The sequence below is a fragment of the Mycolicibacter terrae genome, from assembly GCF_010727125.1.
GTDB classification, from domain to species: domain Bacteria; phylum Actinomycetota; class Actinomycetes; order Mycobacteriales; family Mycobacteriaceae; genus Mycobacterium; species Mycobacterium terrae.
Window position 1 is genome coordinate 1,160,207 of record NZ_AP022564.1, and the last position, 19,548, is coordinate 1,179,754.

At 69.3% G+C, this 19,548-nt stretch carries 18 protein-coding genes; 10 read left to right on the forward strand and 8 right to left on the reverse strand.

The annotated features are described in order from the left end of the window. Nucleotides 1-11 precede the first annotated feature (11 nt). Both G6N23_RS05625 and G6N23_RS05630 read left to right on the forward strand, forming a co-directional pair. Complete coding sequence (locus G6N23_RS05625; RefSeq protein WP_085259045.1) at nt 12-866, forward strand: mycofactocin-coupled SDR family oxidoreductase; 855 nt, start codon at nt 12-14, stop codon at nt 864-866. 7 nt (nt 867-873) lie between these two features. After that, nucleotides 874-1,875 (forward strand): LLM class flavin-dependent oxidoreductase, encoded by a 1,002-nt coding sequence (locus G6N23_RS05630; RefSeq protein ID WP_085259044.1) that lies wholly within the window; start codon nt 874-876, stop codon nt 1,873-1,875. A gap of 44 nt (nt 1,876-1,919) precedes the next feature. Here G6N23_RS05630 and G6N23_RS05635 read toward each other — a convergent pair whose 3' ends face one another. After that, complete coding sequence (locus tag G6N23_RS05635; RefSeq protein WP_085259127.1) at nt 1,920-3,413, reverse strand: class I adenylate-forming enzyme family protein; 1,494 nt, start codon at nt 3,411-3,413, stop codon at nt 1,920-1,922. An 87-nt stretch (nt 3,414-3,500) separates the two neighbouring features. On the opposite strand from G6N23_RS05635, the gene G6N23_RS05640 reads away from it, so the two are divergent. Both G6N23_RS05640 and fadD4 read left to right on the forward strand, forming a co-directional pair. Further along, nucleotides 3,501-3,794 carry a hypothetical protein gene (locus tag G6N23_RS05640; protein WP_095174232.1) on the forward strand — a complete coding sequence of 98 codons (294 nt, stop codon included), beginning with the start codon at nt 3,501-3,503 and terminating at the stop codon, nt 3,792-3,794. Nucleotides 3,795-3,808: 14 nt separating this feature from the next. Next, entirely contained in the window at nt 3,809-5,332 is a 1,524-nt protein-coding gene (gene fadD4, locus G6N23_RS05645) for a fatty-acid--CoA ligase FadD4 (protein WP_085259042.1), read from the forward strand. Nucleotides 5,333-5,359: 27 nt separating this feature from the next. Here fadD4 and G6N23_RS05650 read toward each other — a convergent pair whose 3' ends face one another. Further along, nucleotides 5,360-5,890, reverse strand: coding sequence for an Rv3235 family protein (locus G6N23_RS05650; protein ID WP_085259041.1), 531 nt, complete (start codon nt 5,888-5,890; stop codon nt 5,360-5,362). Nucleotides 5,891-6,090: 200 nt separating this feature from the next. On the opposite strand from G6N23_RS05650, the gene G6N23_RS05655 reads away from it, so the two are divergent. From G6N23_RS05655 to G6N23_RS05675, 5 genes are all read left to right on the forward strand, one after another. Next, on the forward strand, nt 6,091-7,485 hold the full coding sequence (locus G6N23_RS05655; protein ID WP_085259040.1) for a WS/DGAT/MGAT family O-acyltransferase: 1,395 nt from the start codon (nt 6,091-6,093) through the stop codon (nt 7,483-7,485). Continuing rightward, the gene (gene ppk2, locus G6N23_RS05660) at nt 7,482-8,303 is read left to right on the forward strand and encodes a polyphosphate kinase 2 (protein WP_085259039.1); all 822 of its coding nucleotides are present in this window, start codon (nt 7,482-7,484) and stop codon (nt 8,301-8,303) included. Before G6N23_RS05655 ends, ppk2 begins: the two co-directional genes overlap by 4 nt. 33 nt (nt 8,304-8,336) lie before the next feature. Beyond that, nucleotides 8,337-8,855 carry a DUF6912 family protein gene (locus G6N23_RS05665; protein ID WP_085259038.1) on the forward strand — a complete coding sequence of 173 codons (519 nt, stop codon included), beginning with the start codon at nt 8,337-8,339 and terminating at the stop codon, nt 8,853-8,855. A gap of 67 nt (nt 8,856-8,922) precedes the next feature. Further along, nucleotides 8,923-10,068: a ferredoxin reductase gene (locus tag G6N23_RS05670; RefSeq protein WP_085259037.1), complete on the forward strand. Its 1,146-nt coding sequence runs from the start codon at nt 8,923-8,925 to the stop codon at nt 10,066-10,068. Nucleotides 10,069-10,151: 83 nt separating this feature from the next. Beyond that, complete coding sequence (locus G6N23_RS05675) at nt 10,152-11,414, forward strand: fatty acid desaturase family protein (protein ID WP_085259126.1); 1,263 nt, start codon at nt 10,152-10,154, stop codon at nt 11,412-11,414. Nucleotides 11,415-11,434: 20 nt separating this feature from the next. Here the strand turns inward: G6N23_RS05675 and rsgA are convergent, their stop codons facing one another. After that, nucleotides 11,435-12,415: a ribosome small subunit-dependent GTPase A gene (gene rsgA / locus G6N23_RS05680; protein ID WP_085259124.1), complete on the reverse strand. Its 981-nt coding sequence runs from the start codon at nt 12,413-12,415 to the stop codon at nt 11,435-11,437. After that, nucleotides 12,412-13,704: a 3-phosphoshikimate 1-carboxyvinyltransferase gene (aroA, locus tag G6N23_RS05685; RefSeq protein ID WP_085259125.1), complete on the reverse strand. Its 1,293-nt coding sequence runs from the start codon at nt 13,702-13,704 to the stop codon at nt 12,412-12,414. Before aroA ends, rsgA begins: the two co-directional genes overlap by 4 nt. Nucleotides 13,705-13,821: 117 nt before the next feature. Between aroA and G6N23_RS05690 the strand changes: the two genes are divergently transcribed. Beyond that, complete coding sequence (locus G6N23_RS05690) at nt 13,822-15,405, forward strand: serine/threonine-protein kinase (RefSeq protein WP_085259036.1); 1,584 nt, start codon at nt 13,822-13,824, stop codon at nt 15,403-15,405. Between the two features lie 44 nt (nt 15,406-15,449). On the opposite strand, the gene G6N23_RS05695 is transcribed toward G6N23_RS05690, so the two are convergent. The 4 genes from G6N23_RS05695 to G6N23_RS05710 all read right to left on the reverse strand — a co-directional run bounded on the left by G6N23_RS05695 (nt 15,450) and on the right by G6N23_RS05710 (nt 19,471). Beyond that, on the reverse strand, nt 15,450-16,676 hold the full coding sequence (locus G6N23_RS05695; protein WP_085259035.1) for a PPE family protein: 1,227 nt from the start codon (nt 16,674-16,676) through the stop codon (nt 15,450-15,452). Between the two features lie 14 nt (nt 16,677-16,690). Then, nucleotides 16,691-17,893 (reverse strand): PPE family protein, encoded by a 1,203-nt coding sequence (locus tag G6N23_RS05700; RefSeq protein WP_085259034.1) that lies wholly within the window; start codon nt 17,891-17,893, stop codon nt 16,691-16,693. A 9-nt stretch (nt 17,894-17,902) separates the two neighbouring features. Further along, a complete protein-coding gene (locus G6N23_RS05705) occupies nt 17,903-18,202 on the reverse strand; it encodes a PE family protein (RefSeq protein ID WP_085259033.1) in 300 nt (99 codons plus the stop codon). 222 nt (nt 18,203-18,424) lie between these two features. Beyond that, a complete protein-coding gene (locus G6N23_RS05710) occupies nt 18,425-19,471 on the reverse strand; it encodes an LLM class flavin-dependent oxidoreductase (protein WP_085259123.1) in 1,047 nt (348 codons plus the stop codon). Nucleotides 19,472-19,548 lie beyond the last annotated feature (77 nt).

Genomic DNA, 19,548 nt, shown 5'->3' on the forward strand with positions numbered 1-19,548 from the left:
GAGGCACGGATATGGGCAGGGTGGAAAACAAGGTAGTGCTCGTCACCGGCGGCGCGCGCGGACAGGGCCGCGGCCATGCGGTGCGGTTGGCCGAAGAAGGCGCCGACATCATCCTGTTCGACATCTGCTGCGACGTCGAACACAACGACTACCCGCTGGCCACCGAACAGGATCTGGAGGAAGCACGCCTGCAGGTCGAGAAGACCGGACGCCGGGCGGTTTCGGCGGCGGTGGACGTCCGTGACCGCGGCGCGCTGACGGACGCGCTGGCCCGGGCGGTCGGCGAGTTGGGCAAGCTGGACGTCATCGTGGCCAACGCCGGCATCTGCCCGCTGGGTGCCGGTCAGCCGATCGGGGCGTTCACCAACGCCTTCGACGTCGACTTCGTCGGCGTCGTCAACACCGTCCATGCCGGGCTGCCCCACCTGGGCGCGGGCGCATCGATCGTGACGGTCGGATCGGTGGCCGGGCTGCTGGCGGAGAAGGCCGGCCCGGGCGCCGGGGCCGGCCCCACCGGAGCGGGCGGCTCCGGATACAACCTCGCCAAGCAGTTCATCGACCGCTACACCATCGCGCTGGCGGCGCAGTTGGCGCCGCTGTCGATCCGCGCCAACGTGGTGCACCCGACCAACGTCAACACCGCGATGCTGCACAACGAGCCCATGTACAAGATGTTCCGGCCCGATCTCGAGCACCCTGGGCGCGAGGATGCGATGCTGGCTTTCCCGATGATGCAAGGCATGCCGATTCCCTACGTCGAGCCCGAGGACGTCTCGCACGCGATCTGCTACCTGGCATCCGATGAATCACGCTATGTCACCGGACTTCAGCTCAAGGTTGATGCGGGCGCCAGCCTGAAGTTCTGAGCCGGCGATGCGGTGGGGTCTGCCCTGGCCGGGCGCCGAGCAGGCACGGGCAGCGGAAGCGGCCGGCGCGGTGGCGTTTTGCGCGGGCGAGTTCGCCGACACCAGCGCCTATGTGACGGCGGCGGAGATGGCGCACACCACTTCCTCGGCGCACGTCGGTCCCGGCATCGCCTATGCCTTCGCCCGCTCGCCGTTTGTGCATGCCGCGTCGCTGCGGCAGCTGAACCGGGTCGCGCCAGGGCGGGTGTTTCTGGGCCTGGGTGCGGGAACGGCACGGATGAATCGGGACTGGTTCGGGGTGGATTCTTCCCGCCCCGCCGCGCGCATGGCGGAACTGATCCATTGTGTCCAAGCGTTTCTGCACGCCGAGAACGACGAGACGGTGACCTTCCACGGCGACTTCTACCACCTCGACGCACGGGTGCGGGCACCGGTGTTGGGCCGGATCGCGGTGCCGATCCTGGTGGGGGCATTCAATATCCATATGCTGCGCACCGCCGGCCGTGTCGCCGACGGCGTACTGGGACACGGCCTGTTCACCGACCGCTGGTGGGACGAGGTGGTGGATCCGCAGCTGCAGATCGGCGCGCGGCAGGCCGGCCGGGACCCGGCGTCACTGTTGCGCTGGGGCTGGGTGATCACCGCGATCGACGACGCAGATCCGCAACGCGCGATCGCCGACGCCAAGCGGCAGATCGGGTTCGACCTCACGGTCAAAACCTATGACGCATTGGTTGAGCGCCATGGCTGGCACGACGAGGTCGCCGCCATCCGTTCCGAGTTCGCCACCGGTGACCCCCGCAATCTGGGCCGGCACGTGACCGACGACATGCTGTGGGCGGTGGCGGTCTGTGGCGACACGATGCAGGCGCGAGAGATGCTGTCGGCTCGGCGGCGGCTGCCCGATACCGGCTTCTTCTCCCCGCCCGGATTCCTGGTCAGCCCGCGCCGGCGAGGGTATTACGGCACCGCGCTCATCGAGGCGCTCTCCGAATCTCCGGCGTTGTGAACCATCACGGCGGAGTCGTTCGGGGCGCAGGAGCGGCGAAGGCGCTACTGCTGCCAGGCGGGAAGGTGCGCCAGGATCTCGCGGCGCAGCACCTTGCCGGTCGCGGTGGTGGGAAGGCGGTCGCAGAACACGATGCGGTCGGGGGTGCGCGAGCCACGTAGCCGCTCACGGACGAAAGCCCGCAGTTGCTCCGGGTCCGGGCGGGTGGGGGATTCCGGCACGATCACCGCGACGATGATCTGGCCCCATTCGGCGTCGTCGGCGCCCACCACCGCCACGTCGCGCACCGCGGGATGTTCGACGAGCACGTCCTCCAGTTCGGCGGGAGCGATGTTCTCCCCGCCCCGAATGATGGTGTCGTCGGCGCGGCCCAGGATGAACAGATAGCCGTCGTCGTCGACCGCCGCGCGGTCGCGAGTCGGAAACCAGCCGTCGTCGTCGAGCGCCGAACCCGACTCGGCGTAGCGCCCCGACACCTGCTCGCCGCGCACGTACAGCTCGCCGATCTCTCCCGGCCCGAGTACCGTGCCGTCCGCGGAGCGGATCTCGATCTGCACCCCGGGCACCGGCCGGCCCACCGAGCCCAGCCTTCGCGCGGCAGCCGGATCCGATGCTCGGTGCGCACTGCGGTGGTCGCCCGGTGTCAGCACTGCGATCGTCGAGCTGGTCTCGGTCAGGCCGTAGGCGTTGACGAACCCCACATCCGGCAACAGGTCCAGTGCCCGCCGAACCAGGGGCAAGGCGACCTTGGCGCCGCCGTAGGCCAGGTTGCGCAGCGACGGCAGCGGTTTCGGATCGGCCTCCAGCGCCGAGATGATGCGCTCCAGCATGGTCGGGACCACCGTCGCGGTGGTGATCCGCTCCTGGTCGACCAGAGCAATCCATCGCTCGGCAGCGAACCGCGGCAGGTACACCATTGTGCGTCCCGCGTACAGATTCGACAGAACCGCGCTGACTCCGGCGATGTGATAGGGCGGAACTGCGATCAGGGCCGCGTCCTCGGGTTCGGCCGACAAGAACTCCACACTGCCGGTGACGTAGCTGACCAGGTTGGCGTGCGACAACTCGACGGCCTTGGGCTGCGATGTGGTCCCCGAGGTGAACAGCATGACGGCGGTGTCATCGGCCTCGGTCACGGTGTCCTCGGCAGGCCGAGCCTGTGCAGTGGCCGCCAGCAACTCTGCGGTGTCGATCACCGGGTAGCGGTCCCCGACGGCGGCGCGATACTCGGGATCGACGACCACCAGCGGTTCGGGCAACCGGGCGATCAGATCTTGCAGGGCCGAGGCACTGAGCCGATAGTTCAGCGGGGTGAATGCGCGGCCCGCGCGTGCGCAGGCCAGCATCAACAGCGGCAGCATGGCGCCGCCGAGACCGATGTAGGCGACGCAGGCGGCGTGTCGGCGGGCCAGCACCGCGTGCGCGCGCGCCGAAAGGTCGTCGAGTTCGGCTGTGGTCCAGCGCAGCTCGTCACAGACCACGATTTCCCGGGTCGGATCACCCGAGAGTGCCATCTGCAGCAGCAGTGTGATGCCCAGCATGTTCCTCTTTCGCGGTCCGGGTGTTGCGCAGATCGCCCCAAAGATTATTTACTAGATCAGTATCCTATTAGAAGGAGGATGTTGATGCCACTCATGCCGGGGGCGAGGCTGCGGACGGCGACGTCAGCCTGCGAGGTGCTCGTCGTTCGGGCACCGGCCACCGACGAGTCGCTGACCTGTGCCGGCGGTGTCATGGCGTGCGACATCAAGTCCGGCGTCGCGTCTGATGAGCAACCGGACATCGTGCTGGGCAAGCGGTACGCAGATGATCCCTCGGGGCTGGAAGTGCTCTGCGTGAAGGCCGGACGCGGGCCGCTGCGGTTCGGTGCGCGCGATCTCGTTATGCGCGCCCCCAAGGCGTTGCCGTCGTCGGATTAGCGCGGTGTGCAGACATGCAGATCCGCGATTGGACCGACGCCGCCAACCCGGCGATCATCATGCACCCCTCGGGCATTGCGGTGAGTTTCGCCGAACTCGAGGCACGAGCCAACCGCCTTGCCCACCACTTTCGGCGGGCCGGCCTCTGCCGGGGTGACACGGTCGCCGTCGTCATGGAGAACAACCATCACGTCCACGCGGTCATGTGGGCTGCCCGCCGTACCGGGCTGTACTACACCATGATCAATACTCACCTGACGCCGGCCGAAGCCGCCTACATCGTCGACAACAGCGGCGCCAAGGCGCTGATCGGGTCGCGCGTCACCCGCGCGCTGTGCGAGGGGCTGGCCGCCCACCTGCCCGGCGGGTTGCCCGGTCTGCTGATGCTTGCGGACGACGACATGGAGGGCTGGCAGCGCTATCCGGAGTGCGTCGCCGGCCATCCCGCGGCGCTCGTCGCCGACGAGCGTGAGGGCGACCTGCTGCAGTATTCGTCGGGGACCACCGGGCGCCCCAAAGGAATCCGCCGCGAGTTGCCGGACATCTCGCCGGCCGAGTCACCTGGACTGCTCAGGCCCCTGCTCGCCGTGTTGGGCATCGAAAAGCACGCGGTGTATCTGAGTCCCGCTCCGCTCTATCACACCGCGCCGTCGATGTGGTCGCTCGCGGTGCAGGCCGCCGGCGGAACTACGGTGGTCTTGGAGAAGTTCGACGCGGAGGGTGCGCTCGAGGCGATCCAGCGGTTCGGCGTCACCCACGGGCAGTTCGTCCCCGCGATGTTCGTGCGGATGCTCAAACTGCCGCCCGCGGTACGTCATCGCTATGACATCTCCACCCTGCGGCGGGTGGTGCACGCCGCAGCCCCGTGTCCGCTCGACATCAAGCAGCAGATGATCGACTGGTGGGGTCCCATCATCGACGAATACTACGGTTCGTCCGAGGGCGTCGGTGTCTCGTTCATCCGCGCCGAGGACTGGCTGGAACATCCCGGTTCGGTGGGCAGGCCGCTGGTCGGCATCCCGCACATCCTCGGTGCGGACGGCCGCGAGCTGCCGCCCGGACAACCCGGCGACATCTATTACGAGGGCGGCCTGTCGTTCAAGTACCTGCACGACCAGGAGAAGACCGCCGCGGCATTCAACGCGCAGGGCTGGGCCACCGTCGGCGATGTCGGCTACCTGGACTCCGACGGCTATCTCTACCTGACCGATCGGCGCCATCACATGATCATCTCCGGGGGAGTCAACATCTACCCGCAAGAGGCCGAGGATCTGCTGATCTCCCACCCGAAGGTGCTTGACGCGGCGGTCTTCGGGATTCCCGACGAGTCGATGGGGCAGTCGGTGAAAGCCGTTGTCCAGCCTGTTGATCCGACCGACACGACCGACCGTTTCGCCGACGAGTTGCTGGCTTGGCTGCGCGATCGCCTGGCTCACTACAAGTGCCCGCGGACGATCTCATTCGAGGCGCAGTTGCCGCGTTCGGAGGCGGGCAAGTTGTACAAGGACGTGCTGGTGGACAAGTACGGCGCCGGCTAGCAGGGCCGGGGCGAGCTGGCCCGACCCTCAGCCGATGTGCAGCGCGACGATCTGCCACGCCGTGCCGTGGCCGGCCGCGCCCACCCGCTCGATGCGGCAGGCCAGCGCGTGCGTGCGCCGGCCGCGCCGGTAGGTGCCGAACGCCTCGACGGCGGTAGCCGGCTCGGAGGATCCTGCCGGTTGGACGCGCACCCGCTGCAGTGTCGCCGGCTCGCCCCGCGGCGCCGCTGCGCCCGGGCGCGCCGATTGCACCGATTCGGCCAGCCCGGCGGCGAGCAGCGGATGCAGGTGTTTGGCCGGGCGGCGCTGGTCCACGACTTCCAGGACCCGGCGCAGCGCGGCATCGGCGAACACCGCGGCCGACTGCAGCGCCGCCGGCAGCCCGCCGCGCGCGGGCCGGTCCGCCCGCATTCCCGGCGGATGACCGCGGCGGGGCCGCGACAGCGGCGCCGATGCCCGCTGTACCGGCCGGCGCGGCAACGCCGCGCGGGCCGGGGGTTCGTAGTCGATCACCGGCGCGACGGTCGAGCGCACGGCTGGGGTGTGGTCGGTGGTCATTGCAGCTCTCCACGGTCGATCCGATCGGACGGGCCCGCTGGAGAGTGGCAGGTGTCCGGCGATCATCGCACAATCGCGGCATGGCCGTATCCGCGTGCGCCGCGCGGCTGGGGCGGGCTACCGTGGGCGGCAGTGTTTTTCTCCGGTTCGGGGTGCCCTCAGCGCCCATTCGGATCGAGTCAGCAGGGAGGGCGGGCCGCATGGTGAACCGGTTGTCGGCGACGGATGCGTCCTTCTACCGCCTGGACAACACCACCACGCCGATGTACGTACAGTCGCTGTACATCCTGCGCAACCCGCGTGGCGGGCTGGCCTACGAGAAGTTGCTGGCCACCGTCGAGCAACGGCTGCCGCAGATTCCGCGTTACCGGCAGAAGATCCGCGAAGTCACGATGAACCTGGCCCGCCCGGTGTGGGTGGACGACCACGAGTTCGACATCACCTATCACGTGCGCCATCTGGCGGTACCGTCTCCCGGCAGCGACCAGCAGTTGCACGAACTGACCGCCTACCTCGGCCAGCAGTCGCTGGACCGGCTTCGGCCGCTGTGGGAGATGTATCTGATCGAGGGCCTGGCCGACAACCGGATCGCGCTGTACATCAAGTCGCATCAGGTGCTGGTCAACGGAATGGCGGCGCCGGCCCTCGGGCACGTCCTGGTCGACCGGACGCAGCGCCCGCCGCCGTTCGACGAGGACATCTGGGTGCCGCGGCGCGAGCCCGGCGCCGCCGAACTGGTCCTCGGCGCGGTCGGGGATTGGGTGGCGGCGCCGCGAACCCAGCTGCAGGCGGTGGGATCGACGGTCGGCAGCCCGCTGACCTGGCTGGGCCGCAAGGCATTCGACACGGCACGGACGATCGCACGCGGAACGGCGCCGAACACTCCGCTCAACACCCAGGTGTCGCAGAACCGACTCTTCACGGTGGCGCAGGGCGCACTGGAGGACTACCGCACGGTACGGGCCCGCTACGACTGCGCCATCAACGACGTGGTGCTCGCCGTGATCACCGGGGCCTTGCGAAATTGGCTGCTGTCCCGCGGCGAGCCGGTCGGATCGACCCGGAAGGTGCGGGCCATGGCCCCACTGTCGGTGTACCCGGACCATGAATACGACACCGCGGGTCAGCCCATCGGTGCGGTCACCCCGTTCCTGGTGGATCTGCCGGTCGGAGAACCCAATCCGGTGGTCCGGCTCTCCCAGATCGCCTACGCCACCGAATCGCATCCCACCTCGACCGGATTGGTGGACGCTCGCACCATCCTGACCGTGTCGGGGTTCGCGCCGCCGACTCTGCACGCGATGGGCGTTCGGGTCGCGACCGCCTTCGCCGGGTTCTCCGGGCGGGTGTTCAACCTGTTGATCACCAATGCGCCCGGCGCCCAGCGTCAGCTCTACGTCTGCGGCGCCAAACTGCTCGAGACCTACAGCGTGCCCCCGCTGCTGCCCAACAAGGCGTTCACCATCGGGGTCACGTCCTACAACGGCACCCTGTACTACGGGGTCAACGCCGACCGCAAGTCGATGAGTGACGTGGGGCTGGTCTCGGCGCTGTTGGACGAGGCGCTCGCAGAACTGCTGGAGGCGGCCACATGACCGGCGAGCCCGCCGAGCGCCCGATCGCCGACGACGTGTACAACGCCGCATTGCAGCGCCTGCAGATCGAATTCGTCAAGCTTCAGGAGTGGGTACGCGGTACCGGCGCCCGGGTCGTGGTGATTTTCGAAGGCCGCGACGCGGCCGGAAAAGGCGGTGCCATCAAACGCATCACCGAAGGCCTCAACCCGCGGGTGGTGCACGTGGCGGCGCTTCCGGCGCCTACCGAACGCGAACGCGGGCAGTGGTACTTCCAGCGCTACGTCGCGGCATTGCCCGCTCGCGGCGAGATCACGCTGTTCGACCGGTCCTGGTACAACCGCGCCGGCGTCGAGAAGGTGATGGGGTTCTGCACGCCGGACGAGCACGCGCGGTTCCTGGCGCAGGCACCGGTCTTCGAGCAGCTGTTGATCGACGACGGAATCCTGTTGCGCAAGTACTGGTTCTCGGTCTCGCAGGGAGAGCAGCTGCGTCGGTTTCGCAAGCGGCGCAACGATCCGCTGCGGCAGTGGAAGTTATCCACGATGGACCTCGAGGCGGTGAACCGCTGGGACGACTACTCCCGGGCCCGCGACGAGATGATGGCGCACACCGACGTCGCGGGAAGCCCCTGGTACGTGGTCGAGTCGGAAATCAAGAAGAACGCGCGACTGAACATGATGGCGCACCTGCTGTCGACGATTCCCTATACCGAGGTGGTGCTCCAGCCGGTGGACCTGCCGGAGCGGCCCGCCGTCACCGGGGACTATCAGCGCCCCGATCGCGACAACTACCACTACGTCGACGATTACGCCGCCACACTGATGGGCGAGGCGTGAGCAGCCGCGGCACGGCGAGTTAGGGTCTGGCTCATGCGGGTCTACATCCCGGCGACGCTGGACATGCTCACCCAGCTGGTCGCCGACGGTTCACTACGTCCGGTCAGCGGGACCGCGTTCGCGGTGACACCGGCCCTGCGGGAGTCCTACGCGCACGGCGACGACGACGAACTGGCCGAGGTGGCACTCGGCGAAGCGGCATTGGCATCACTGCGGCTGCTCGGTGCTGCCCAGGCGAGCACCGTGGCGTCGGCCGAGGCGAGCCTGCCCACTCGCAGGGCGGTGCTGGTCGCCGAGGTCGAGCCGGTCACCGCCCGTCCCGACCTGGATACCGCCGTGGTGCGGCTGGACGGGCCGGTCGAGATCGGCGACGTGGTCGCGGCGTATGTGGACAACGCGGCCGCCGAACCGGCGGTGCGCGCGGCGGTGGCCGTGATCGACCACGCCGACCTCGGCGACGAGGATGCCGAGCTGACCGTCGGCGACGCCCAGGATCACGACCTGGCCTGGTATGCCACCCAGGAGCTGCCGTTCCTGCTTGACCTGCTCTGATGCCGGCCGGGACAAGCTACGCTACCGTAGGTTTATCGACCTTCGGGTTAGCGAGCAGGGGCAATCAGTGAGCAAGAAGCATTCGTCGATCACCGCCAACGTGGGGGACACCAGGCGGCCGACCGTCGCCGGGGCGGACCGTCATCCGGGTTGGAATGCGCTGCGCCGCATCGCCACCCGGATCACCACGCCGCTGCTGCCGGACGACTATCTGCGGCTGGCCAACCCGCTGTGGTCGGCCCGCGAACTGCGCGGGCGGGTGCTGGAGGTGCGGCGGGAGACCGCCGATTCGGCGACGCTGGTCATCAAACCCGGTTGGGGATTTCACTTCGACTACTCCGCCGGGCAGTACATCGGCATCGGCCTGCTGGTCGATGGGCGCTGGCGCTGGCGGTCCTACTCGTTGACGTCGGCCCCGGTGAGCGGGGCGCGCACCATCGCCATCACCGTCAAGGCGATGCCGGAAGGCTTTTTATCCAGCCACCTGGTGGACGGCGTCACGCCGGGCACCGTGGTGCGGCTGGCCGCTCCCCAGGGCGAATTCGTGCTGCCCGACCCGGCCCCGGCCACGGTGCTGTTCCTGACCGCCGGGTCCGGGATCACGCCGGTCATGTCGATGCTGCGCACCCTGGCCCGCCGGGACGACATCACCGACGTGGTGCACCTGCACTCGGCGCCCACCGCCGCCGATCTGCTGTTCGCTGAGGAGTTGGACGCCCTGGCGCGTGAGCACCCCGGCTACCGGCTGCTGTTTCGCGCCACCCGCTCCGCGGGCCGGCTGGACCTCTCCGGGCCCGATGCGCTCGACGCCGAGGTTCCCGACTGGCGCGGCCGGCAGGCCTGGGCGTGCGGGCCGGCGGCGCTGTTGGGTGATGCCGAGCGCATCTGGGCGGCAGCCGGGATCGCCGAGCAGCTGCACATCGAGCGATTCACGGTCGCGCGTACCGCAGCGGCGCAGGGCGGGGGGACCGTCACCTTCGCGGCCAGCGGCAGAAGCGTCGTCACCGATGCGGCGACGACCCTGCTCGAGGCGGGGGAGAGCGTCGGGGTCCAGATGCCGTTCGGCTGCCGGATGGGCATCTGTCAGTCCTGCGTGGTGGAGCTGGTGGGTGGTCAGGTCCGTGACCTGCGCAGCGGTGCCGACCATGAACCGGGGACCCGCATTCAGACGTGTGTCTCGACGGCCGCCGGCGACTGCGAGCTGGACGTCTGACAGTTACCGGTTGGTAACCTACGGGAACGTAGGTTACGATTGAGTAGGTCAAGAACCAACACAATTCTGTGGAAGGCGGTCTGATGGCGGTAACCGACGTCGAGGTGTTCGCGCACCTGAGCGACGCCGATGTGGAGAACCTCGCCGCTGAGCTCGACGCCATCCGCCGCGACATCGAGGCCTCCCGCGGCGAGCGCGACGCCCGCTACATCCGCCGGACCATCGCCGCCCAGCGCGTGCTCGAGGTGACCGGCCGGGTGCTGCTCGCCGCCGGCACCCGCCGCTCGGCCCGCTGGGCCGGCACCGCGACCCTGGGGGTGGCCAAGATCATCGAGAACATGGAGATCGGCCACAACGTCATGCACGGCCAGTGGGACTGGATGAACGACCCGGAGATCCACTCCAGCGGCTGGGAGTGGGACATGGCCGGGTCGTCCAAGCACTGGCGCTTCACCCACAACTTCGCCCACCACAAGTACACCAACATCCTCGGGATGGACGACGATGTCGGCTACGGCCTGCTGCGGGTCACCCGCGACGTGCCCTGGAAACGCTTCAACCTGTTCAACGTGTTCTACAACGCCATGTTGGCGATCGGCTTCGAGTGGGGAGTCGCGTTGCAGCACTTGGAGGTCGGCAAGATCTTCATGGGGCGCAGCGACCGTGCGGCGAGCCTGGTGCGGCTGCGGGAATTCTCCGCCAAGGCCGGCCGGCAGCTGTTCAAGGATTACGTCGCCTTCCCGGCTTTGACTGCGCTGTCACCCGGCGCGACGTTCGCCTCGACGGTGAAGTCCAACGCGATCGCCAACGTGATCCGCAACGTGTGGTCCAATGCGATCATCTTCTGCGGCCACTTCCCTGACGGTGCCGAGAAATTCACCAAGACCGACATGGTCGGCGAGTCACGGGGCCACTGGTATCTGCGGCAGCTGCTGGGCAGCGCCAACATCGACGCCGGGCAGCCGATGCGGTTCTTCAGCGGCAGCCTGTCGCATCAGATCGAACACCACCTGTACCCGGACCTGCCCAGCAATCGTTACCCCGAGATCGCGGTGCGGGTGCGACAGGTGTGCGAGAAGTACGACCTGCCCTACACCTCCGGGCCGTTTCTGGTGCAGTACGGCAAGACCTGGCGCACCATCGTCAAACTGTCGCTGCCGGACCGGTTCCTGCGCGACACCGCCGACGACGCCCCGGAGACCCGCAGCGAGAAGATGTTCGCCGAACTGGAGCCCGGCTACTCCGGAACCGACCCGGTGACCGGGCGGCGCCGCGGACTCAAGACCGCGATCTCGGCCGTGCGGGGCTGGCGCCGGGACAAGCGGATCGACCGACTGGCGGCCTGAGCGCGGCCTGCCGCAGGCCGCTAAGCCTCGCGGAGCGTCGCCAACAGCTGCCGTGCCGCGGTGACCCGCCGTGCGGCCGGCCCGATGAGGGTGTCCAGGGCGCACTCGGGATCGGCGGGGGGCCCCAGATGCCCACAGCCGCGCGGACATTCGATGATCGTCTCGGCGAGGTCGGAGAACGCCATCAGTACGTCGTCGGGGGCGATGTGGGCCAGCCCGAACGATCGGATGCCCGGGGTGTCGATCACCCAGCCGGATCCGACCAGCCGCAGCGCCACCGACTGGGTGGAGGTGTGCCGCCCGCGCCCGAAGTCGGTGACTTGACCGACAGCTCGGTCAGCTTGTGGGACAAGACGATTCACCAGCGTTGATTTGCCGACACCGGAATGGCCCAGCAGCACCGTGATCCGGCCGACCAGCAGCTCGGCGACCGCCTCGAGCGGGTCGTCACGGCCCGCGGTGACCACCGTGAGGTCCAGATCGGCGAACTGACCGGCGAACGGCTCGGGCTCGGCCAGGTCCGTCTTGGTCAGGCACAGAATCGGTGCCAGGCCACCGGCGTAGGCGGCGATCAGGGCCCGCTCGACCAAGCCGGTGCGCGGCGGTGGATCGGCCAGGGCCACCACGATCAGCAGCTGATCGGCGTTGGCGACCACCACCCGCTCGGTCGGATCGGTGTCATCGGCGGTGCGCCGCAACACCGTTCGCCGCGGCCCGCGCCGCACGATGCGGGCCAGCGTGTCGGGCCGGCCGGACAGGTCCCCGACCACGTCGACATGATCGCCGACGACGATCGGAGTGCGGCCCAGCTCGCGGGCGCGCATCGCGGTGACCTGGCAGTCCGGGTCATCGTCGAGCACACAACCCCAACGGCCGCGGTCGACGCTGACCACCATCGCCGATTGCGCGTCGGCGTGCTCGGGGCGGATTTTGGTGCGCGGGCGGGAGCCACGGCCGGAACGGACCTTGACGTCGGACTCGTCGTAGTCGCCGGGCTTCAAGCGCTCGAACCCGAATCGGCCAGCATCTCCGCCCACATCCGGGGGAACGCGGGCAGCGTCTTGGCGGTCGTCTCGATGTCCTCCACCTCGACCTCGGGGACCCGCAATCCGATGATGGCGCCGGCGGTGGCCATCCGGTGATCGGCATAGGAGTGCCAGGTTCCGCCGTGCAGCGGTGTCGCGGTGATCACCAGGCCGTCGGCCATCTCGACGCTGTCGCCGCCGAGCCGGTTGAGCTCGGTGGTCAACGCCGCCAACCGGTCGGTCTCGTGCCCACGCAGATGCGCGATACCGCGCAGGTGCGACACCGATCCGGGCGCCGCCAGGGCCGCCAGGGCCGCCACCGTGGGGGTGAGTTCGCCGACCGCGCGCAGGTCGACGTCGAAGCCGGCATAGCTGCCCGGTCCCGTCACCTGCAGCTGGGAATCGGTCTGGCGTACCAGCGCACCCGTCCTGCCGATGATGTCGATGATCGAATCGGCCGGTTGAACGCCGAGGGCCGGCCAGTCGGTGATGCGCACCTCACCCCCGGTGACCACGGCGGCTGCCAGGAACGGGGTGGCGTTGGACAGGTCCGGCTCGATCTCCCAGTGCCGAGCCGCCGGAGTCGCCGCTCGCACCCGCCAGCGGTTGCCGGTGGAGTCGTCGACATCGATTCCGGCCTGGCGCAGCATCGCCACCGTCATCGCGATGTGCGGCGCCGACGGCAGGGACGTGCCGGTGTGCACCACGGTCAGTCCGTCGTCGAACGCGGCGCCGACCAGCAGCAGGCCGGAGACGAACTGCGAGGACGCCGACGCATCGATCTCAACGGTGCCACCGGCGACCGACCCGGTGCCCTTGATCGCGAACGGCAGTGTGTCACCCTCGACCGCGATACCCAGGCCGCGCATCGCGTCCAACAGCGGCGCGATCGGCCGGGTCCGGGCCTGCTCGTCACCGTCGAAGATCACCGTGCCGGTGCTCAACGCCGCCAGCGGCGGCACGAACCGCAACACGGTGCCGGCCAGGCCGCAGTTCAGCCGGGTGTCCGGCTCGGGGTCGATCTCGCCGCTGACCGTGACCTGGTGGGCCACCGCCTCGACCCGCAATCCCAGAGCCCTCAGCGCGTCGAGCATCAGGTCGGTGTCGCGGCTGCGCAGGGCACCGGAGAGGGTGGAGACTTCGCCGCCGCGCGCCGCGGCCAGCGCCGCCAGAATCAGAGCCCGATTGGTCTGGGACTTCGAGCCGGGCACGGTGACCGTCGCGTCGATAGGGGTGCTGAGGGTCGGTGCCGGCCAAGTCGTCACGGTTTCATCCTGCCAGCGTTTCGCCGGCGCCGGTATCCGGCGCACGTGGGGCCTTCTTTGCCGGTTGGCCGCTTTGCATCACCCGGCCGTTCACCCGGGATCGTTACGATCGGCGGCATGGCTCTGGCAGCGGGCTCGATTTTTGCTGAGTACACCATCCTCAAACTGCTGGGCGCCGGCGGGATGGGCAAGGTGTATCTCGCGCAGCATCCGCGCCTGCCGCGCCGTGATGCGTTGAAGGTTCTTCGCCGGTCGTTGAGTGCCGACGACGAGTATGAGGAGCGCTTCCGGCGGGAGGCCGAGGCCGCCGCGGTGCTCGATCACCCCAACATCGTGCGGGTGCACGATCGCGGCGAACATCGCGGTCGGCTGTGGATCGCCATGGAGTACGTCGACGGCGAGACGCTCGGCGAGCTGGTCTGCCGCAGGTTTCCGGCCGGCATGCCCGCCGCGTCCGTCATCCCGATCGTGGCGTCCATCGCCGATGCGCTCGACTATGCCCACCGCAAAGGTGTGGTGCACCGCGACGTCAAACCCAGCAACATCCTGGTGACCGAGCAAGACGACGGCGAGCTGAGTGCCGTGCTGGCCGATTTCGGCATCGCCCGGCAACTGAGCGGTCCCAGCGGGCTGACCGCGAGCAACCTGGCGATCGGCACTATCGCCTACGCCGCGCCGGAGCAGCTGATGGGTTCGGAGGGGCTGGAATACGCCGACCAGTACGCGCTGGCCGCCACCACGTTCCAGATGCTCGCCGGGACGCCGCCGTTCCAGCACGACAACCCGGTGACCGTCATCAGTCACCATCTGAATACGCCACCGCCGCTGGTCAGCGAACATCGTCCCGAGCTGCAACCGTTCGACGACGTGCTCGCTGCCGCGCTGGCCAAAGACCCGGCCGAGAGATTCCGGAACTGTTCGGATTTCGTCGCTGCGCTCGCTGAGCAGCTGGACGACTCGGGCGCCGACGAGGCCTCCGACGCCGCCAGCACCGTCGTTCGGGGCATCCCCCGGGCGGTGGGGCCCGCCGCGGTGCCGCGAGGCCGGCTGGCGGCACTGGCTCGCCCGGCCGTCGTGCTGCCGCTGGCCCTGGTGCTGGTGGGATCGGTGGCGACCGTCGTTCCGCGGATGCTGGCCGACGAGCCGGCGGAGACGGCGACCGCGGCCGATCAGGCACCGGCCGGCGTGGTGGCGCCGCCGGTCCAGGCGCCGGCGTTCGAGGGGACCTACCGTGTCGATGCGAACCGGGCGGGGGAGAAGTACAACGGTGTCCCCAACCCGCGGCCGCCCAACGTGAGCACCTGGTGGGCCGTCCGGTCGTCTTGCGACACCAAACTGTGCACCGCCACGGCGACGATGCTCGACCAGAAGGACCACCACAAGGTGGCCGCACTGCCCGACGGCGGCACCGAGATGGTTCTCGAATACGACGGCGGCACCTGGCGGTCTCGGCCGCAGCAGCTGCAGGCGCCATGCGTGGGCGCCGACGGGCGGCTGGGCAACCAATCCACCACGCAGGTGCTGACACTGGAGCCGACCATCCCGGGTGTGCTGCACGGCGCGATGGTCGCCACCGTCGACACCAACGAGTGCGGTCAGCGTGGGGCCCAGATCTGGGTCCCGGTGGTCGCCAGTCGTTTCGGTGATGCGCCGGCAGAGATCATCGGTGACGTCGAGACGAAGCCCGCCAGACCGGCCTGATACCGGCGTCGCCCGGCCTCGGGCATGGCGGCGGGCAGCGACCGTTATCCGGCGCTGGGCGGCCGGTTCATCACGCGGTGGCGGTAGCCGTAGCGCGGCACGAACCGGAAGCCGGTGGCCCCGCCGGCAGCAGCAGCACCGGCCCCGGGCATGCCGGCCATTCCGGGGATACCGGCCATGCCGGCCCGGGGCATCACGCCGGCCTCCGCCGCGGCAGTCGTTGCGATCCGGCTGGACACCAGCGTAGCCGCGGACGGGTTGGCCGAAGCAGGCGCGACGGGCCAACTCTGCGGCACCGAAAGGGCTCCGATTTGGATGCCGCGCCCCAGCGCGGCCGACGGCGTAGCGGCGCCGAAACCCGGTGTGTGGGCGGCGGCGGTCCCCACGCTCTTGGTCGCCTCTACGGCCGGCGCCAGGGTCGCCAAGAATGCCTTGGAGTCCGCGACGGCCGGTCCGGAAACCTCCCAGCCGTTGAGCCCCTGGCCGACGGAGTCGCCGATCCGGAAGAGACCCATGGACGAGTTGGCGAGGCGGGTGTAGGTCGTCAGCTGATTGACCATCTGTTGCAGGGCTGCCGTGGTAGGCGGCACGGTGCCGCTCCCCGGTGCGGCTGGTGACCCGGTTGCGGTGCCCGCCTGGGCGAGCGACTGCGCCGTGGTCAGCGCCTGCGACGACGCCTGCGTTGCGGCGGAGTTGCCGGCGGCCTGGGTGGTCGCGACGGCCTGCCCGGCGGGTGCGGCCGGATTGGTGGTCTGTGGTGGCGAGGTGAACTCCGAAAGCTGTGAGGCCGCGGCGGAACCGCCGGCATAGCCGTACATCGCCGCGGCGTCCTGCGCCCACATCGCCGCGTAGTGTGCTTCGGTCGCCGCGATGGCCGGGGTGTTCTGGCCGAAGAAGTTGGTGGCGACGAGCGTCATCAGCTGAACCCGGTTGGCCAGCACCACCGGAGGCGGAACGGTCATCGCGTACGCGGCCTCGAAGGCGGCCGCGGCGGCTTTGGCCTGGCTGGCAGCCAGCTCGGCTTGGGCTGCGGTGGTCTTGAACCAGGTGGTGAACGGCAGTGCCGCGGCCGCCATGGCGGTGGCCGAGGGCCCGCGCCACGGGCCGCTGGTCAGATCCGCGATCGTCATGTCCACCGCGGCCGCGGTCAGGCTCAACTCTTCGGCCAGCACATCCCAGGCCGTCGCAGCTGCCAGCATCGGGCCGGAGCCGGCTCCCGCGTACATCCGTGCGGAATTGATCTCCGGTGGCAATGCCCCGTAGTCGATCACTTGGCCTCTTGGTGCTATCCGCCGAAGGGACGCCGTGGCATGACGGTCAACGCCGTCCCGTAGCGAGGCGCGCCGAACCCGCGGTATCCGGCACCGGCAGCGCCGGCCGCGGCCGCCGGAACGCCGGGCATACCGGGCATGCCGGTCGGGGGCGCCATCGGCGTCGTACCGAGGATTCCGCCGGCTGAGGGGACCGGTGCTGCAGCCGCAGGACCGACCGGCACCCAGGAGCCGCCGGAAACCGGTCCCAGTGCGCTCATCGGCGGTGCGGGCGGGACCCAGGCGGGCGGCACCGAGAGGCCGCCGATCGAGCCGGCCGCGCCCGAGGCGGCGTTGGCGGCACCCGATGCTGCAGCACCGGCGGCACCCGAGGCAGCACTGGAGGCGCCCTTCATCGCGTCAGCCCCCAACTTCTGCAGGCCGAGCACACCGCTGACGCCACGCCAGACCGCGCAGATGTTGTTCGACTGCAGGTTCGAGCCGGTCACCAGCTGGGTCATCAGTTGGTTGCTCAGGTTGTAGTTCGGGTCGTTGAGGATGTCCTGGGCGGGGTTGCCGGTGCTGTCGGCCGACTGCGCCGTCAGCGAGTTCACCAGGCTCTGCAACGTGCCGGATGCCTTGGTGGCCTGGGTCGTCGAGGCACTGCCGACCGCCTGGGCGACCGCGTTGCCGGTGGCGGCCTCCCCGCCGGGGTTGGTCGGGTTCGGCGGCGCGGTGAACTCATTCAACGTGGTCGCTGCGCTGGACTGGGCGTGATAGCCGTACATCGCCATCGTGTCCTGCGCCCACATCTCGCCGTGCTCGGCTTCGGTGGCCGCGATCGACGGGGTGTTCTGCCCGAGGATGTTGGTGGCGACCAACTGCTGCAACTGTTGGCGGTTGGCCGTGACCGCCATCGGCGGCACGATCGTCGCGCGCGCCGTCTCGTAGGCGGCTGCGGCGGCACGGCCCTGCCCGGCGGCCTGCTCGGCCTGCGCAGCGGTGAGCTCCATCCAGTTGATGTAGGGCGCCGCCGCGGTGGCCATCGTCGCCGAGGCCGGCCCCAGCCATTCCTCGGAAGTCAGCTGGTTGATCACCGCACGATACGAGGCCGCAACGGATTTCAGTTCGGCGGCCAGGGCGCTCCATGCCGACGACGCCACCGTCATCGGTTCCGAGCCCGGACCGGAATAGATCTTGGTGGAAGTCACCTCCGGTGGCGACGACAAGTAATCCATCGCCGTGGCCTAACCGGCCGCGGCGGCGTTGGCCGCCTCGGTGGCGGCGTACGCGCCGGCCCCGCTGCTCAAGGCGTTGACGAACATCTCGTGGACGGCCGCGGCCTGGGCGCTGACGGCCTGGTAGGCCTGGGCGTGCGCGGCGAATTGTGCCGCGGTCAGCGCGGAGACCTCGTCGGCGGCGGCCGGAACCACGCCGGTGGTCGGTGCCGCTGCTGCGGCACTGTGGGCGGTCATCGCCGACCCGATTGTCCGCAGGTTTGCAACCGCGGCCATCAGTGCCTCGGGTTGCGTTGTTACGAACGACATAACGCTCCTCGTCGAGTCCTTCGTGGTCTGCGATCGTCGAGATGCGGATCGCGCACCTGTTTGGGTACACCGCCGACGCTAGGCGATCTGAACGCGGCGACCCACCCGTGAAGGGGGCTTTTCGGAGACTGTCAGCAGTTGTTCACCGACCGTTCGGAACCGACTCGATTCATTCACCGATCAGCACTCCGAAGTCGGGCAACCGTCACCGGCGGTTCACCTTCAGTTCAACCCGTCGGCCAGCAGCGCCAGCGTGGATTCGCGTCCCGGCGCGGTGGCCGGGTCGCTACCTCGCCGGGCCGAGGCGACCGGATTGAGCATCACCTCGTCGACTCCGAACCGGCGGGCGAGCTCCCGCAACTGTGCCAGCGCCTCGGTAGGCGTTCCCAGCACGGCGCGATCGAGCTCGCCGCCGGCGACGCGGTGCTGCTGCGGGGTGAGCGTCGCCTGCTGGGCTTCTTCGACCAGTTCCAGGCGGCCCGGCGGCTGGCCGGTCGCCGTTCGCGCCTGCAGGTGCAGGTGGGGAAGTATCAAAGCGGTTGCCTCCGAGTGTGTTTCGGCGACAACAGTGTTGACGGTCAGGAAGGTGATCGGCTCTGCGGCGACCTCGCTGGGCACGAAATCCGACCGGTAGAGCGCCAGGGCCTCGGCGGTGTGCTCGCCGAACAGGTGATGGCCGAACACGTAGGGAAGACCTTTGGCGGCGGCGATGCGGGCCGACTCCATCGATGACCCCAGCAGGAAGACGCGCGGCGACGTCAGCGCGTGCGGGGTCGCCCGGAGGACATAGCTGCCGTCGGGCAGCTCTACCGACACGCCGGCGGGGCCCAACAGGGCGATCAGGTCGTCGAGGTGGTCGGGGAAGTCGACGACGTTCTGGTCGGCAGAACCGCTTCGGCCGGCCGGACCGCGCAACACCATCGACGCCACCGGGTCGGCGCCCGGTGCTCGTCCGATGCCCAGGTCGATGCGGTCGGGGTAGGCGGCCTCGAGCAGCGCAAACTGCTCGGCCACCGCCAGGGGCGCGTGGTTGGGCAGCATCACCCCGCCCGAGCCGACCCGCATCCGCGAGGTGGCGGCCGCCAGCATCGCGATCAGCACCGCGGGGCTGGTCGCCGCGACCGACGGGATGTTGTGGTGCTCGGCGACCCAGTACCGGCGGTAGCCGAGCCGGTCCGCCAGCTTCGCGAGGCGCAGGGTGGCCGCCAGCGCGTCCGCACTGGACTGGTCGGTGCGTACCGGCGCGAGGTCGAGCACTGAGAGGCGCACAGCGGCGATCTTGCCATCACCGGGCCGGTCATCGCCGTTCGTACACCGCCCGTTCTGTTGTCGTTCACCGGCGTCAC